Origin of the sequence: Blautia pseudococcoides (assembly GCF_001689125.2) — a bacterium.
Taxonomy (GTDB): Bacteria; Bacillota; Clostridia; order Lachnospirales; family Lachnospiraceae; genus Blautia; species Blautia pseudococcoides.
In genome coordinates, this window is the sequence record NZ_CP015405.2 from 3,969,074 (window position 1) to 3,983,193 (window position 14,120).

Annotated in this window: 15 protein-coding genes and 2 pseudogenes; 11 read left to right on the plus strand and 6 right to left on the minus strand. The window is 40.4% G+C overall.

From position 1 onward, the window contains the following. Nucleotides 1-196: 196 nt before the first annotated feature. Both A4V09_RS18735 and A4V09_RS26890 read left to right on the plus strand, forming a co-directional pair. The gene (locus A4V09_RS18735; RefSeq protein ID WP_065543675.1) at nucleotides 197-568 is read left to right on the plus strand and encodes a response regulator transcription factor; all 372 of its coding nucleotides are present in this window, start codon (nucleotides 197-199) and stop codon (nucleotides 566-568) included. A 94-nt stretch (nucleotides 569-662) separates the two neighbouring features. After that, a pseudogene (locus tag A4V09_RS26890) lies at nucleotides 663-824 on the plus strand (winged helix-turn-helix domain-containing protein); the annotation flags it as partial. Nucleotides 825-1,072: 248 nt separating this feature from the next. Here A4V09_RS26890 and srtB read toward each other — a convergent pair. Continuing rightward, nucleotides 1,073-1,846 carry a class B sortase gene (srtB, locus tag A4V09_RS18745; protein ID WP_065543676.1) on the minus strand — a complete coding sequence of 258 codons (774 nt, stop codon included), beginning with the start codon at nucleotides 1,844-1,846 and terminating at the stop codon, nucleotides 1,073-1,075. Nucleotides 1,847-1,855: 9 nt separating this feature from the next. Then, nucleotides 1,856-2,686 carry a tyrosine-type recombinase/integrase gene (locus A4V09_RS18750; RefSeq protein WP_065543677.1) on the minus strand — a complete coding sequence of 277 codons (831 nt, stop codon included), beginning with the start codon at nucleotides 2,684-2,686 and terminating at the stop codon, nucleotides 1,856-1,858. Nucleotides 2,687-3,032: 346 nt separating this feature from the next. Here A4V09_RS18750 and A4V09_RS18755 point away from each other — a divergent pair, with 346 nt between their 5' ends. The 4 genes and pseudogenes from A4V09_RS18755 (at nucleotide 3,033) to A4V09_RS18765 (ending at nucleotide 7,360) form a co-directional block, all read left to right on the plus strand. Next, on the plus strand, nucleotides 3,033-3,644 hold the full coding sequence (locus A4V09_RS18755; protein ID WP_065543678.1) for a TetR/AcrR family transcriptional regulator: 612 nt from the start codon (nucleotides 3,033-3,035) through the stop codon (nucleotides 3,642-3,644). Between the two features lie 62 nt (nucleotides 3,645-3,706). Next, nucleotides 3,707-5,520, plus strand: a pseudogene (locus A4V09_RS27055) (PEP/pyruvate-binding domain-containing protein); the annotation flags it as partial. Nucleotides 5,521-5,811: 291 nt separating this feature from the next. Beyond that, nucleotides 5,812-6,207 carry a PEP-utilizing enzyme gene (locus A4V09_RS25570; RefSeq protein ID WP_242964153.1) on the plus strand — a complete coding sequence of 132 codons (396 nt, stop codon included), beginning with the start codon at nucleotides 5,812-5,814 and terminating at the stop codon, nucleotides 6,205-6,207. After that, complete coding sequence (locus A4V09_RS18765; RefSeq protein ID WP_171287338.1) at nucleotides 6,200-7,360, plus strand: MFS transporter; 1,161 nt, start codon at nucleotides 6,200-6,202, stop codon at nucleotides 7,358-7,360. Before A4V09_RS25570 ends, A4V09_RS18765 begins: the two co-directional genes overlap by 8 nt. 184 nt (nucleotides 7,361-7,544) lie before the next feature. Here A4V09_RS18765 and A4V09_RS18770 read toward each other — a convergent pair whose 3' ends face one another. Beyond that, nucleotides 7,545-7,667, minus strand: a complete 123-nt coding sequence (locus tag A4V09_RS18770) for a hypothetical protein (RefSeq protein ID WP_456297840.1) — start codon at nucleotides 7,665-7,667, stop codon at nucleotides 7,545-7,547. 93 nt (nucleotides 7,668-7,760) lie between these two features. Between A4V09_RS18770 and A4V09_RS18775 the strand changes: the two genes are divergently transcribed. The 5 genes from A4V09_RS18775 to A4V09_RS18795 all read left to right on the plus strand — a co-directional run bounded on the left by A4V09_RS18775 (nucleotide 7,761) and on the right by A4V09_RS18795 (nucleotide 11,244). Next, a complete protein-coding gene (locus tag A4V09_RS18775) occupies nucleotides 7,761-8,267 on the plus strand; it encodes a VanZ family protein (protein WP_065543680.1) in 507 nt (168 codons plus the stop codon). Further along, a complete protein-coding gene (locus A4V09_RS18780) occupies nucleotides 8,267-8,422 on the plus strand; it encodes a helix-turn-helix domain-containing protein (protein WP_435301261.1) in 156 nt (51 codons plus the stop codon). Before A4V09_RS18775 ends, A4V09_RS18780 begins: the two co-directional genes overlap by 1 nt. A 357-nt stretch (nucleotides 8,423-8,779) precedes the next feature. Then, a complete protein-coding gene (locus A4V09_RS18785; RefSeq protein ID WP_065543681.1) occupies nucleotides 8,780-9,760 on the plus strand; it encodes a MarR family transcriptional regulator in 981 nt (326 codons plus the stop codon). Between the two features lie 15 nt (nucleotides 9,761-9,775). Beyond that, on the plus strand, nucleotides 9,776-10,531 hold the full coding sequence (locus A4V09_RS18790; protein ID WP_065543682.1) for a hypothetical protein: 756 nt from the start codon (nucleotides 9,776-9,778) through the stop codon (nucleotides 10,529-10,531). Nucleotides 10,532-10,641: 110 nt separating this feature from the next. Beyond that, nucleotides 10,642-11,244, plus strand: a complete 603-nt coding sequence (locus A4V09_RS18795) for a helix-turn-helix domain-containing protein (RefSeq protein ID WP_049947325.1) — start codon at nucleotides 10,642-10,644, stop codon at nucleotides 11,242-11,244. Nucleotides 11,245-11,885: 641 nt separating this feature from the next. On the opposite strand, the gene A4V09_RS18800 is transcribed toward A4V09_RS18795, so the two are convergent. Genes A4V09_RS18800 through A4V09_RS18810 form a run of 3 tightly spaced genes read right to left on the minus strand, consistent with a single transcriptional unit; the run spans nucleotide 11,886 to nucleotide 14,106 of the window. Further along, a complete protein-coding gene (locus tag A4V09_RS18800) occupies nucleotides 11,886-12,584 on the minus strand; it encodes an Rv2686c family ABC transporter permease subunit (RefSeq protein WP_065543683.1) in 699 nt (232 codons plus the stop codon). Then, nucleotides 12,581-13,264, minus strand: coding sequence for a fluoroquinolone export ABC transporter permease subunit (locus A4V09_RS18805; RefSeq protein WP_065543684.1), 684 nt, complete (start codon nucleotides 13,262-13,264; stop codon nucleotides 12,581-12,583). The genes A4V09_RS18800 and A4V09_RS18805 overlap by 4 nt, the downstream gene beginning before the upstream one ends. Then, entirely contained in the window at nucleotides 13,261-14,106 is an 846-nt protein-coding gene (locus A4V09_RS18810; RefSeq protein ID WP_065543685.1) for an ABC transporter ATP-binding protein, read from the minus strand. The genes A4V09_RS18805 and A4V09_RS18810 overlap by 4 nt, the downstream gene beginning before the upstream one ends. Nucleotides 14,107-14,120 lie beyond the last annotated feature (14 nt).

Consider the following 14,120-nt stretch of genomic DNA (forward strand, 5'->3'; position numbering starts at 1 on the left):
TACAAATCAGAAAGTATGTGCAGACTGTTAATCGTAATCTTGATTTTCAAAGTCAGTGGGTAAGGTTTTCTTTCCTGCTGACTTGTTTTTTACCAATACAGTAATTAGATGATGTGAGAATATATGCGAATACAATAGTTCAAGGCGATCCCTAACACAATATCCCCGCTGTACCTAACTTGGGAAGGAGGAAAGTATGCGAAAAAACTGTGTTTTGATAATCGACCACGATTTACAAACTTGCAAAGCCATTAAATACAATCTGAAAAGTGAAACAACAGAAGCCTACTACACTCTAACCGTCCAGGAAGGGTTAACAGCTCTGGCAACGCGAGACTACGAAGTCGTAATTCTTAACGTATGCTTTCCTGAAATAGATGGCATGGAGCTATTAAGGACACTGCGGTGTATGAAACCTATGCCAATCCTGTTGCTTTCTACGTCGTCGGTGTTAGCAGACAAAGTACAGGCGTTGGAAACAGGGGCTGACGACTTCCTGACAAAGCCTTTTAAAACCGAGGAATGTCTTGCCCATATCTATGCGCTTTTACAACGTTTCACCAGTTGAACCCTCTCAAATCGCGGGCATACACAATAGCTGCCCAGAGTGATCTTGTGATACAGCGTGAGAACCGGTAGGACTTTTAAGTGGTCGGCCCCTACGGTTGACCTACCGGGAATATGAATTGCTTTCCCTACTGGTGTTCAATCCAGATCATGTATTTACCTATGAACAGCTCCATGAACAGGTGTGGGACGAAGAATACTTTCAGAGAACATTTTTGCGAAGACCCATAGTAGTAATACCCTTTCATTTCTTCTGACTTTATCCTCATTATTCATAGCAAAAGTAGACTCGATGTAATACTTTTCTCTGCCCTTGGTTGCTACAAAATCAACTTCCAACTGCTTTTTTGTCTTTTACCATCCTTGCCGGTGCTATAATGCTCCACAAGGCCAACATCTACCTTAGGAGCGGATCATCTCCATTACGAATAAACAGGGAAATGCACCATTTTTCGTAATAGCATTCTCCTGATTCAATCAATTACTCTGTTTTCCTCTGAATCAGTTACTCTTCCGGCCTTAATACGCCCAGCAATACAAACCTGGCATTGTTAAATTCGTAGCTGCAGGTAGAGAACGTCAGAATCTGGTCTGTGACTGCCGGGGTAATTTCACTGGTAAAGCATGAACGCTCTCTGGCTTTATCCAGCCACTCTGTAAAATCTGAGTCTGAGGGAAATGCCACTTCCCACGCCTTATCCTGAACGCTGGCCACATACCCGCCGAAAATCTCTATCTCATAGTTTTTATCCGGCGTCAATAACAGGGCAATAGGATGCTCGTTATAATACTCCTGCTTCTTATACTCCGTCAGCCCGGAAAACATGGCGCCATTTTTCATATGATGCCCATAGATGATGCTGTGTCGATCTGAGAAATCCAATCTGTTTCTGCTGTCCAGAAATATGCAGCCGGATCCGTTCCACTCTCCGCTGAATAAATGCTTTAGATAATACTGGTTATCCCTGCCCTGCACAACCGGGTAATTGATTCCTGTTCCTTCAATATAAATCCACCCTACGATATCCGGATTGATTTCCTGCAGGGAAGCAAAATCTACAACCGGCCATTCCCGTCCTCCAGACTCAGTTTCATCTGTGGGAGATGGGGAAGGTTCTTTAGGCTCTTCAGGCAGCTTCACATAATGGTCCAAATCAGTATAGGAGTCCTCGCCTTCCGAATACTCACGGTGCTGCTTATATAATTGGATGGCACCTATCACAATACCGCTTGCAAATATCAAAATCAGTATAGTACAAATAATCCTTTTTATCTTCATGTTCTTACCTCACAGTCGATTGGCTTTGTCTTTCATTTCTTTTGCCGTCGGGTTACTATAAATGAGTGTGGTTTGCACATTGCTGTGCCCTGCCTGATTGGCGACTTCGTGAATGGAATATCCGTTCTCCAGGGCATTGGAGCAGAAATAATGCCGCAGCGTCTTCGGTGTAATGACATCCGAGTATCGGTTAAATATCTGGTTGATACGGGAAGGATTCAGCTTCTCACTCTGGCGGCTGACGAACAGATATGGGCTGTCCGAATTACGCACCTTTAGGTACTCCCGAATCGCGTAAACAATTTTGTCATTGATATAGACCAGGCGGTGCTTGTCTCCCTTGCCGACAATCCGGATTTCCTTTGCTGTCAGATCAACCTGATCCAGCTTGAGATTGACGCATTCACTCCGCCGCATACCGGAATAGGCATAAAGTGTGACCAGGCAAAAGTCCCGTTTACTTCCACTCTCCAGAAGGCGTTGGCGGAATGCCTCTACATCTTTTTTCTCCACAGTGCAGGGACTGGCATACTGTATCTGGATTTTCATAAAATCGCTGTCCAGCACAGCAGCTTCCGTCTGCCGCCCACTCATAATCAGATACTCATTTAGGCTCTTCAAGGAAGAAAGGTGGTTATTTACGGTACGCGGATGATAACCCCGAATATTTCGCATATAGGAAATGTAATCCAAAATATTGGCACGGTATAAAAGCTGTGGCTCCTCTCCAAAACTGTCCTGGCACCAATGCAGATACATCGTTACATCATGACTGTACGTCCGGATTGTGTTTTCAGACTTTCCCAAGCTTTGCAGATGAGCAGTAAATTCTTCGATCATTTGATTCGCCTCCTCATTGTTATTACACGATCCATCAAGGCAATCTACAACCGATTTGATTATATTTAACTCATTTAGGCAGGATATCTTTATGATTGTGTTTAACTGAGAGCAGACTTTGCCACTCATTCGTTCTGCGAGTTCAATATAATTAGCATTATATCGAGGTCGTTCTGTATTTAAAAACAAAAACTGTTTGGCTGATAGTCTCTGCTCGCCTTACACATAATATATAAGTCGCGTTTTTTGGTGTTGAAAAAATTAGCTTGACAAGCGACCATCGGTCGCTATATAATGAAACCGAAACAAGAAACGACCGATGGTCGTTATAAGGAGGGATCATAATATGCCAAAAGGAATTATTCTTACACCAGAACAACAAGAAGAGCGCCGAGAAGAAATAATCAGTGTTGCTTTGCAGCTCATAGAGAAAAATGGATTCCAAAAAACATCTATGAGGGAAATTGCGAATTTAGCAAACATGGGAAAGTCCAGTCTGTATGATTTTTTCAAAACGAAAGACGAGATTTTTGTATATGCAGTTGAGAAAGAAATAGAAGAAACAATTAAAAAGGTTCATAGGATTATTGCCGATGAATCCTCGCCGGAACAGTGTCTTAGAAAAATCATGCTGAATCATCTTGGAGTACCAAAGCAGCAGCGAACGGTGCTGATGTGGTTAAATACAGAATCTGACTATTTAGAAGAAGATTATCGAAAGCGGCTGAAAACTGCGCGTTACGCATATCAGGATATTATAAAATCTGTAATTGAAAATGGAGTGGAATCAGGCGTCTTCCGTAAGACGAATGCCGATCTTATGACGCGTTTGTTAATTAACTCCATTATATCAATCATTTACACATCCCGACCATCAGCCAGTCCGGAGAAAATGCTTGATGAAACAATGGATATATTTCTACACGGAATTATGAATGATGGAGGTGAATTATTATGATTTATTATACTCTACCCTTGTTGCATAAACAGGCAACCCTTGAAATGGTTGGCGGAAAAGGTATGTCTTTATCAAAACTATTGACAGCGGGCATCCCTGTGCCGGAGGGCTTTCATGTTACGACTACTTCATACAAGATTTTTGTTGAAAAGAACCATATTCAGCCTCACATTAATAAGTTGCTGGACGGTATTGACTCTAACAATACCAGCCAGCTTGAAAATGCATCTACGCAGATAGGGATGCTTTTCCATAATGGAGAAATGCCGCAGGAAGTATCAGATGCAATTAAAACCGCATATGCCGGATTGGGAAATATAGCGGTGGCTGTCCGTTCCTCCGCAACCGCCGAGGATTTGCCCGACGCTTCTTTTGCAGGCCAGCAGGAAACCTATCTTAACATACAAGGTGAGAATGAAGTTCTTGACGCTGTAAAGAGGTGCTGGGCTTCCCTATGGACAGCTCGCGCTATTGCTTACCGCGTGAAGAATGATATAAAGCAGGAAATCGTCGCACTTGCTGTTGTAGTACAAAAGCTTGCGTTTTCCGATGCGTCCGGCGTTATGTTTACGCTAAACCCTATCAATGGCAGACGTAGCGAAATGATTGTTAACGCCGCGTGGGGACTTGGCGAATCGGTGGTTTCTAGCTTAGTCACCCCTGATACAATCGTTGTAGATAAAAATGCTGAACGAATTGTATCGTATGAAGTAGCAAACAAAGAGATTATGACAGTCCGCAACTCAGATGGAACAGAAGAAATCCCAACTCCTGAACAGTTTAGGAAAAAACATACTCTTACTCACAATCAAGTTATGCGATTGACACAGCTTGGAAAAAAATTGAGAAGTATTATGAAATGCCTATGGATGTAGAGTGGGCACTGGAAAAAGATAAGTTGTATATTGTTCAGGCTCGCCCCATTACTGTCCTACCGCCGGAATGGACGTTACCGGAAAAGGATGTTTTATACAAAAGGCAGTCTCTAGCGGAACACTTGCCAAATCCTGTTACGCCCTTATTTGCCACACTTGGGCTTGAAATAGTCAACCGTGCGTCGGCGCTTTTATGGATAGATATGTTTGGTAAAAGTGCGAAAAAGCTACTGCCAGAAAACGGAGCATATACGATTATTAACGGATATGTTTATCTTTCCCACAATTCAAAGCCTCTTTTGATTGCTGTCAAATCCCTTTCACCCCGATCTTTACGCCGTGCGCTCACGAACAGTGTTGCACGCTGGGAAACAGCACGAAAGGAATTTGAGGATGTGATTAAACAATGGGAAGAAAAGCCTCTGCATACGCTGAATGCCCATCAAATAATGAAGGGGATTCAGACTGTATTTTATGCCGCTTGTATTTATTTCACGAGGATTCAGCTTACATTGCCAGCCGCCTCTATCAGCGAAACAATATTTACAAAATTTTTTCAGGGAGCGGCTCGTCGCGCTGGTATGACAGATACTTCTGTTTTCCTGCTTGGATTTGATACGATTGCTCTGCAAGCCGAAAAGAACCTGTGGAGTCTCTCGGAATGGGTAAAGCAAAATAAAACTCTCAACCTTTATCTGCAAAGTAATCCAACAGCAAAGATAGCGGAAAATTTTATGTCCTCAGTTCCGCCTGACGAAGTTTCGCTGGAAGTATGGATAGAATGGAAAAATCGGATCAATCAATATTTTAAAGAGTTTGGTCGTACCGCTTATGAATTTGATTTTGCATATTCCACACCGCAGGAAACACTTACACCAACCTTTGAATCCATAAAAACCTTTGTAGAAGGCAAAGGTGAAAGTCCTTTTTTACGTCAATCCAAATTTGAAAAGCATAGGAAACAGGCAGAAGAAGAAATTTTACAACATATAGATAGCTCACGCAAAAAACTGTTTTTGAAGTTGCTCCATTGGGCGCAGGAAACTGCTCCTATGCGTGAAAATGCTATTTATTGCATGGGAATGGGGCATCCTCTGATTCGCCAGATGTTTCATGAAATTTCAGCACGCCTTATACGTGGCGGAGCTACTTCGCATATAGATGATATTTATTGGCTCACAAAATTGGAATTGGAAAAACTCATAGTACAGTTAGACAAAAATATACCTTTATCCGATAGAAGAAATTCGATACTTGAGCGAAAAGCGGAACTCAAAAAGTATCAGGGCTATATGCCACCAGCTCAGTTACCTGAGAAGAAAGTAAAAAGCATATCACATGCACCACAGAAACAAAAAGATGGAAAAACCGTGTTGAGGGGTATAGGAACCAGTTCTGGTGTCGTGACAGCTCGTGCCTGCGTACTAAATAGTCCGGCAGATTTTAAAAATTTCCAGCCAGGAAGTGTTTTGGTTGCCGTTACTACAACTCCGGCTTGGACACCCCTATTTGCCTCTGCAAGTGGAATTGTAACGGATATTGGAGGTCCTCTCAGTCATTCAAGTATTGTTGCACGGGAATGTGGTATCCCTGCCGTTATGGCGACACACACAGCCACGAGAAGTATTAAAAATGGACAAATGATAACGGTGGACGGCTCGGAGGGGACGGTGACGATTGATGAATAAAAAGCCGATTTTCGCTTTAAATCTTGCTACTTTGGTGATTGCGTTAGGATATAGCTTAATTCTTCCTGTCATGCCATTTTACATGGAAAATCTAGGTGCTGGCGGTCGTGAGCTTGGATGGCTCACTGCCGTATATGCTCTGGCACAAACAGTATGCGCACCTTTTTGGGGTGCACTGTCCGACCGAATTGGTAGAAAGCCGATTATCAGCATTGGTATTATAGGATATTCCATCAGTTTGTTCCTGTTCGGTTTGGCTTCATCCTTCTGGACACTATTTATAGCTCGCAGTTTATCGGGTATTTTGTCATCTGCTACGTCCGTTGCATCTTTGGCATATGTTGGAGATTCCAGTTCGGAGGAAGAAAGAAGCAAGAATATGAGTCAACTTGGAGCTTCAATGAGCGTTGGCGTAATGATGGGACCATTATTGGGAGGCATTCTTGCAGGCTATTCGCTTGCGCTCCCATTCTTTACCGGAGCTGGCATTTCATTTATTGCCTTTCTGCTAATTCTAACACTTTTGCCAGAGTCAATTGAGCGTTCAGGACAGACGGAAAAAAGAAAACCCTTTGATTTTTCAGACCTGAAAAACATAATTTTTGGCTCAGCAGGAATGGTTTTGATACTTATTTTCGTCGTGCATTTCTGTCAAACAGGCTTGCAAGGAATTACGGGGCTGTATGTCGTAGATAAGTTTGGATTTTCCACTAAGCAAGTTGGTGTTATTTGGATGGCTCTAGCAGGTATTTTGATTGTAGTACAAGGCTTTTTGACTGGTCCTTTAGCAAAAAAAATTGGTGAGAAGCCACTAATACTGATAGGTGTGTTTTGCAAAGCCTTAGTAGCGTTTGCCATGGTATTGACAACTGGGTTTGTTAGTGTGTTGGTGGTTTTTGGCTTATTTGCGGTATCTTCTGCTATTACAGTACCCACATTAAACGCAACCCTTTCAAAAACTGACAATCAGCATAAAGGAACACTGATGGGATTTGCCAGTACCGCCGGAAATCTTAGCAAAGTTATTGCTCCTTTATTAACTGGGTATCTGTATGAAAGCAATATTGAATTACCATATATAACCACGGGAGGGATAGCCTTAATCGGAGTGGTTATCTGCTATATCTGGATAAAAAATCAAAAGAACAAATGATGGAAGAGGACGTTTATATGGAGGTTATACACAGTAACTAATCTGGTATAGAAATTCAATTGAGGCTTTTCTGCTTTATTAAAGTCTTGCTACTACTTAAACCTATAATATCCTTAATTCATTATGACAAATTCCAATTCAACAGTTTTGATACATAAGGAGGTAACAATACTATGGAAAATTATCAATGAAGTGCTAATTCTTTATCAGTGAAGTTATCCATAAGTTTTTCTACCTGTAATCGTCTGGTGCTTTTTGCCAGATCATTGGCAGAAAAATTCATCAACATCCAAGCATACAAGGTCATAAAGAACTTGTATGCTTGAATGTTGCCCTTTATTTTCAGTATTAGTTAAGTAAGAATATATGATAGTATCTTTTTTGAAAGTAGGTGTGTATTATGAAGAATGAGAAAAAAATTACAGTCGCATTGCTCATTGTTTATTTATTGATTTTATCATGGATTATTTTATTTAAGCTACAATTTTCATTTTCTGCGTTAGACCACATAAGACAAATAAACTTACTTCCTTTTGGTGGTTCAGTTATTGCAAATGGAAAAATTGACTTCGATGAAATTATAAACAATGTCATTGTTTTTATCCCTGTAGGTGCATATTTCAGTTTGCTTTTTAAAAATAAATCTGTTTTAAAAGCAATAGGTTCTGTTTTAGGAATTAGCTTTGTATATGAGATAATTCAATTTATATTTGCTATCGGAGCAAGTGATATTACAGACTTAATTAGCAACACATTAGGGGGTATAATTGGAATTGCATTAGTATATGTATTATCTATTGTTTTAAAGGATAAAACACATAAGATATTAAATCGAATAGCAATGGTATGTACTGTATTAGTAGTTGCCTTCTTATTTATGCTTCTTGCTGTAAATAATATGTTTTAATGCCATTTTGTTTTGGAAAAGACTTTAATCTGTCAAAGTTTGCTCTTGAAATTGAAAGTGAAACCGCAATAAAGGAAATTTTGAAATTCTATGACGCTTATATCTGTAAATTATGCTTGCGTACTTTTTACCACTCTGAAAGTGGTAAAATCTAAAAGGTCAAATTTATACAGAAATGATGAAAGCAATCTTGAAATTTGAAATCAGAGTAAAGTAATCATATTACACGAATAAAAAACGGGAGATACACAGATGTTTGTGCTATCTCCCATATTGATTTCAGTGTCATATCAAGGCTCATTCAATCGTGGTAAAATGAGTATTTTCCTATATTTCAAAGTGCTTGAAAGTATAGTGTTTATGCGGATTATCAAAAAATAGATATAAAATTTATAATAAAAGACTCTTAAAAGCTCCATATTGTTTCATTCGCATTTGACAAGTTTCATTATATATGGTATAATGTCATTTTTAATGAAACATTTTTGCAGAGTCTTGAAAGGGGGAAAAATATGTTTGATTTTTTGGAAACGATATTTGGGGACAATATAAAAGTTTCAGAATTTGATTGTCCGGCCAAAACACCTTTTTATATTCGTGACGGATATAAGATTCAAAGCCTGTCCTGGAATAAAAGCCAGTGTGTACTACTGTCTCCTATTGATTCTTCATGGAGACTTCCAACATTAAAAAAGCAGTTAATTAAATTTCAGGAGATATGCGAATTCCCCTGCGCGCTGTGTCTTGAAAACATAACATCCAAACAGCGGCGTAATCTGATTGAAAGCAATATACCATTTATTTCACCATCCCAACAGGTTTATCTCCCATTCTGGGGCTGTTCCTTTTTGGAAAAATTCAAAACGGAAACAACTGTTCCTGACAAAATGGCGCCCGGAACCCAACTCGTGTTCCTGTATCTGTATTATTTGCAGACTACTGATACCGTCAATTTGACGCAAATATCCAGAGATCTTCTGCTCTCCAAAGCCACCTGCACCAGAGCAATTGATGATCTTACCGTATCCGGCCTAATTACTTACAAGACCGAGGGAACAAACAAATGGATTTCTCCATCCTTTAATAAGCCTGAATTTTTAAAGAAAGGTTATCCCCGCTTAAAATCACCTGTAGAACGACTTATATACGTCAGAACCCCCTTCCATGATTCAGCATTGCCCAAAAGCGGTGTCCTTGCTTTGGCGGATATTTCAATGGTTGGGGCAAACGAACAGGATGGTGCAACTGCCATCTCAAAAAAAGCCGGCACACAAATCCCATCTGCAGAAATTATCTCTGAGCAGGATTTCCGGGATTTTGGAGGGCACATTCTTGAAGTATGGCGCTATGATCCGATTTTGTTGGCAAATAACGGGCGGGTTGATGATATCTCATTGCTGTTAAGTTTGGAAGATAATCCAAATGAACGGATTCAAATGGGTCTGGACGATATAAGAGAAAAACACGTACTTCCAATCAAGCATGAGGAATAATAAGGAGAAACACACATGGTAAACGGAATAGATATTTTCAGAGAACATTTCGACAATTATAAAGACCAGTATACGGTTATTGGGGGATTTGCCTGCGATCTGCTTATGTCAGATGCCGGACTTGACTTCCGCCAGACCGCTGATATCGACATGGTAATTATCGTGGAGGCACTGACAACAGAATTTGCAAAAGCATTTTGGGATTTCATAGAAGCCGGCGGCTATCATGCCAGACAGAGAAGCACAGGACAGCCTGAATTCTATCGCTTCATTGACCCGGCCAATCCCTCTTACCCTAAGATGATAGAGCTTTTCTCCAGACCGCAGAATCATGTGGAGCTTCAGGCTGATACCCATCTCATGCCCCTGCATATTGATGATGAGGTATCCAGTCTGTCCGCAATTCTTCTTAATGACGACTACTATCATTTTCTTTTAGATGGCCGAACCGTCACGGATGGGATATCCATCTTAGATGCCGAGCACATCATTCCCTTGAAAATGAAAGCTTGGCTCGATCTCAAGGACAAAAAGGCGCAGGGATTCTATGTGAGTCCCCGTGACATTCGGAAACATCGTCTGGATGTATTTCGCCTTTTTCCGTTAATTCGGGAAGACCTGAGGATTTCAGTACCATCCTCCGTTGGGGAGGACATCCAAAACTTTATTGCCCAGATACGTGAAACTGATATTAGGCTAACAGATATCGGTATTTCCCGTTCCAAAGATTCGATTCTCGATATCTACAATAATATGTACATAGTAGACTGACATTCAACAGTATTTTCACGAATCAAAAAGCTGGAGGAGAAAACGTTCGCAGCAAGAAGATTCTGGACTCTTGAATAACAGATGATTGTTAAGATAAAGGTGGTGGGCAAATGCCGAGATATTTTAAGAAAGCAAGGCAAATTAATAATTTGAAAGTAATTGAGGCTGCCGAAAAACTCGGCATCTCCCAACCAACTCTAAGTGCATGGGAGGGAGAACGCAAATCCCCCTCTGTTGAAGGACTTGAGAAAATGTCCGATCTCTACGGCGTAACAACCGATTTTCTTCTTGGACGGTCGGAGCAGGGAATCTCAGTTCAATCTGTACCAGTTCCTTCAGAGTCGCTTCCAATTTTTCACGGAAAACCGGTTTGGTCCGCGAAGCATGGTTGGATGCTGGTCAACACCATCAATCATACTCTGATGCTCTCAAACGGGCAAACCATTCCGTTCTCTGATGCCCAAAAGCTGTTTACGCTGCCGCAGCTGTTTTCCGAGCCGAGTCTGCCATCCGGAAAGCCTCTTGTCTTATCTGAGATCCGGCAATTTACTCAGATATGGCTGGAACCCATTTCCCCAGACTCAGATTTGCGGACTGAATTACGCGGTTGGTATCAGGTAAAAAAACATTACGTTCAAAATGAGTATGGAAACCGGTTTTATTTAGATACTTATGAAGCTAAATGGCTCGCCTTTCATCCTGAACAGCAATAAAGTAAAAGCACCGATACCCAATATAAAACCAGGCATCGTGCTTTTGTTGTTTACGCTTTTGAACAGGCCGCCAAACAATATTCAATTGTACGACTTATGCAGAACCACGGACAACGATGTAAGGAGATTTACTATCTTCTATAATATACACAGCCCCTCCTCCCTTACAATTTACCTGACTATGCGGCAGATCTCATCCGCTTTTGCTGTGTAAATTGTACCAGGGAGGATTCTGTTTTCTTTCCTGATTTGTCCTGCTATCATCCTATTTTTTGTGAATTTTTACAGATTTCAATAAACCTTAATACATCTTGTCGTCCTCGCTATCTTTTGAACAATTGTTAGAATTTCTCCTTTGGTTAAACTTCTTCATAATTACAATTTTAAGTAAGCCAACGACAATCAAAACCGCAACAATGACAATCCGCCAGTATCGTTCCATAACCTACTTCACCTCCTTTCAGTGACCTTAAATCATCTTCCCCGTCCTATGCAGAATGGGAAAGTTCATTCGTATTAACATGTACCATACAATGTTTACATTGTGGAAAGCTGTGTTCAATCGCCTGATGGACTTCTTCGGCAATTCAGTGAGCGTCATAAAGAATTAATCAGTCTACCCTTTTCCATAATATGCCTCCTTATCCTGCCAGCTTCCGAAACAGACGTTTTGCAAGGAAGTAGTACCAGACTAAAGCTACCACCAATCCTATGGAGAAATAAAGAACCGCTTCATTCTGCATGGCTTTCGCTACCCAAAATGATGGAAGGAAGCCAACCGCGAACTGGTAGTAACTATCAATAAAAAAGGGGGCTGGTATTCCGAGTAATGTAAGTGCAGCTAGTTTTGTAACTGCCATACCCTCTAATTTATTGCTTGATAATGTGATAATCATAAGTGAAACAATAATTGCCTGTACTGAGCCGAGAAGCGCCAAACATATTGTCATTCCAATGGACAACTTTTCTAATGAAAAAAGCAACAGTACAATAAAAGCGATGACCGCTGAAATAATTGCGGGTACTACCAACCTTGTAAAGAGATACCCCGCCTTACCAAGAGGGGTAATTGAAAAGTACCGCGATACTTTATCATCAATTTCCTCTAACGTAATCATGGCAAATGCAAAACAAAGCAATACAGGAGCCATGATAGAAAGTAATAAATCAAAAATCGGATAGTATTCTTGCAAAGAAAAAGCTGTTATCCTTTCAATAAATGGAATACCGAATTTAATCAAAGCTCCCATGACAAAAGGCGTAAAACAGGCTGCGAACATCATAGGGTCGCTCTTGATTTGCCTAAATACCTGTATGGTACTGGATAATATCTTTTTCATAGCTTTACACCTCCTAACGTCCTCCACATATGCTGAACTGTATGCCGCGCAACCATGTATAGGATAATCAATGTAACAAATACAAGTATCATATCAAACGATAGTAAAGAACTTTTCCCGGTTATAAGTTTCATACAGGCGATAAAGGGGAAAAAGGAAAATATATCTGGCAATTTTACAAACAACCCAACAATAGGCGGTACAAAGCAAATAATCTCTATTGGCATAATCACAATGAGAAATTGGTTCAAGTTTGAAATTTTTGTAGCTGCAATAATTCCAAGCATAGTAAAGATTGCTGATGTTAAAGCAGTACCAACTGCGATACCCAGTAAATGATTGCTGCCGGAAACTACCCCTAATATCAATGCGATTACCGTAGAAATAGCAATCAACGCAACTGTTTTTGAAAGTATATATTCCGATATTTTTACAGGGGATACCACCATAGCATTTAATACCTTTTGACTTTTTTCCAAAAGAACAATCGCTCCCATGAAAAACAATCCCATTGCTGCCGGGTCAGAGTAGATCATAATAGAAGCAATATCCGTTTTCCAATGTTCCGGCAAAGCGCCAATCCCGCACACATATAAAACTGTTAAAATAAAGTAGATAAAATAGAAACCATATTTCCATTGGAAATGTATATCACCACAAACTAAACGTCCCAATCTCATTGAAGTGTCCTCCCTGTAATATCTACAAAAATATCATTTAATGTAGGCTCACTACTATGAATGGAAAGCAGACGGTTTTCGGAAATTAAGTTTTTCAATAACTTATCTTCTGTGGTTCTATCAAGCAGACATTCTCCCGTTTTCTCACCTTTGTCATAGTAGGTATATTGTATTTTTGCAGCTCCCCTTGACATAATCAAATTATGCGGACTATCCAATGCGCTTACTTTTCCGGCAACGATAAAGGCTACCTGGTCACATAGCTCTGTTGCGTCAAACATGTTGTGAGTAGTGATGATAACCGTTTTCCCACGTTTCTTTTCTGCAAGGATAATATCTTTCATCAAACGATTATTCGTAGGGTCAAGACCGCTTGTCGGTTCATCAAGGAATAATATGTCTGGGTCATGTATCAACGCTTTGATAAAATTCAAGCGGGAACGCATACCTTTGGAAAAGTCGCCAACCTTTTTATCTCCGTCATTTTCCAATCCAACCATATGCAATAGTTCATCAATAGACCGAGGCTGCTTTTCATACAACGAAGCAAAATAGGCGAGATTTTGCCGTGCTGTGAATTTCTCGTAGCAGGTTGAAAATTCAAAGTCTACTCCAATATTTTCATAAAACCGATTTGTACGCTCCCGAATTTCTGTACCTGCAACTTTTACGCTGCCTTTATATCTTGTATTAAGTCCGGTCAAAACTTTTTGAATGGTTGATTTTCCGGCACCAGAGGGGCCCAAAAATCCAAAAATTTCTCCTTTCCCAACATGGAAACTCACATTCTCGACAAACGGTTTGTCGGTATAGCTAAAATACAGTTTTTTCACATCAATCATTATTTTGTCCTCCT

Bases quoted from the DNA above. Each gene is read 5' to 3' on its own strand.
- A4V09_RS18735 (WP_065543675.1), top strand. From the start codon at position 197: ATGCGAAAAAACTGTGTTTTGATAATCGACCACGATTTACAAACTTGC.
- srtB (WP_065543676.1), bottom strand. From the start codon at position 1,846: ATGAAGATAAAAAGGATTATTTGTACTATACTGATTTTGATATTTGCA.
- A4V09_RS18750 (WP_065543677.1), bottom strand. From the start codon at position 2,686: ATGATCGAAGAATTTACTGCTCATCTGCAAAGCTTGGGAAAGTCTGAA.
- A4V09_RS18755 (WP_065543678.1), top strand. From the start codon at position 3,033: ATGCCAAAAGGAATTATTCTTACACCAGAACAACAAGAAGAGCGCCGA.
- A4V09_RS25570 (WP_242964153.1), top strand. From the start codon at position 5,812: ATGCCACCAGCTCAGTTACCTGAGAAGAAAGTAAAAAGCATATCACAT.
- A4V09_RS18765 (WP_171287338.1), top strand. From the start codon at position 6,200: ATGAATAAAAAGCCGATTTTCGCTTTAAATCTTGCTACTTTGGTGATT.
- A4V09_RS18770 (WP_456297840.1), bottom strand. From the start codon at position 7,667: ATGACCTTGTATGCTTGGATGTTGATGAATTTTTCTGCCAATGATCTG.
- A4V09_RS18775 (WP_065543680.1), top strand. From the start codon at position 7,761: ATGAAGAATGAGAAAAAAATTACAGTCGCATTGCTCATTGTTTATTTA.
- A4V09_RS18780 (WP_435301261.1), top strand. From the start codon at position 8,267: ATGCCATTTTGTTTTGGAAAAGACTTTAATCTGTCAAAGTTTGCTCTT.
- A4V09_RS18785 (WP_065543681.1), top strand. From the start codon at position 8,780: ATGTTTGATTTTTTGGAAACGATATTTGGGGACAATATAAAAGTTTCA.
- A4V09_RS18790 (WP_065543682.1), top strand. From the start codon at position 9,776: ATGGTAAACGGAATAGATATTTTCAGAGAACATTTCGACAATTATAAA.
- A4V09_RS18795 (WP_049947325.1), top strand. From the start codon at position 10,642: ATGCCGAGATATTTTAAGAAAGCAAGGCAAATTAATAATTTGAAAGTA.
- A4V09_RS18800 (WP_065543683.1), bottom strand. From the start codon at position 12,584: ATGAAAAAGATATTATCCAGTACCATACAGGTATTTAGGCAAATCAAG.
- A4V09_RS18805 (WP_065543684.1), bottom strand. From the start codon at position 13,264: ATGAGATTGGGACGTTTAGTTTGTGGTGATATACATTTCCAATGGAAA.
- A4V09_RS18810 (WP_065543685.1), bottom strand. From the start codon at position 14,106: ATGATTGATGTGAAAAAACTGTATTTTAGCTATACCGACAAACCGTTT.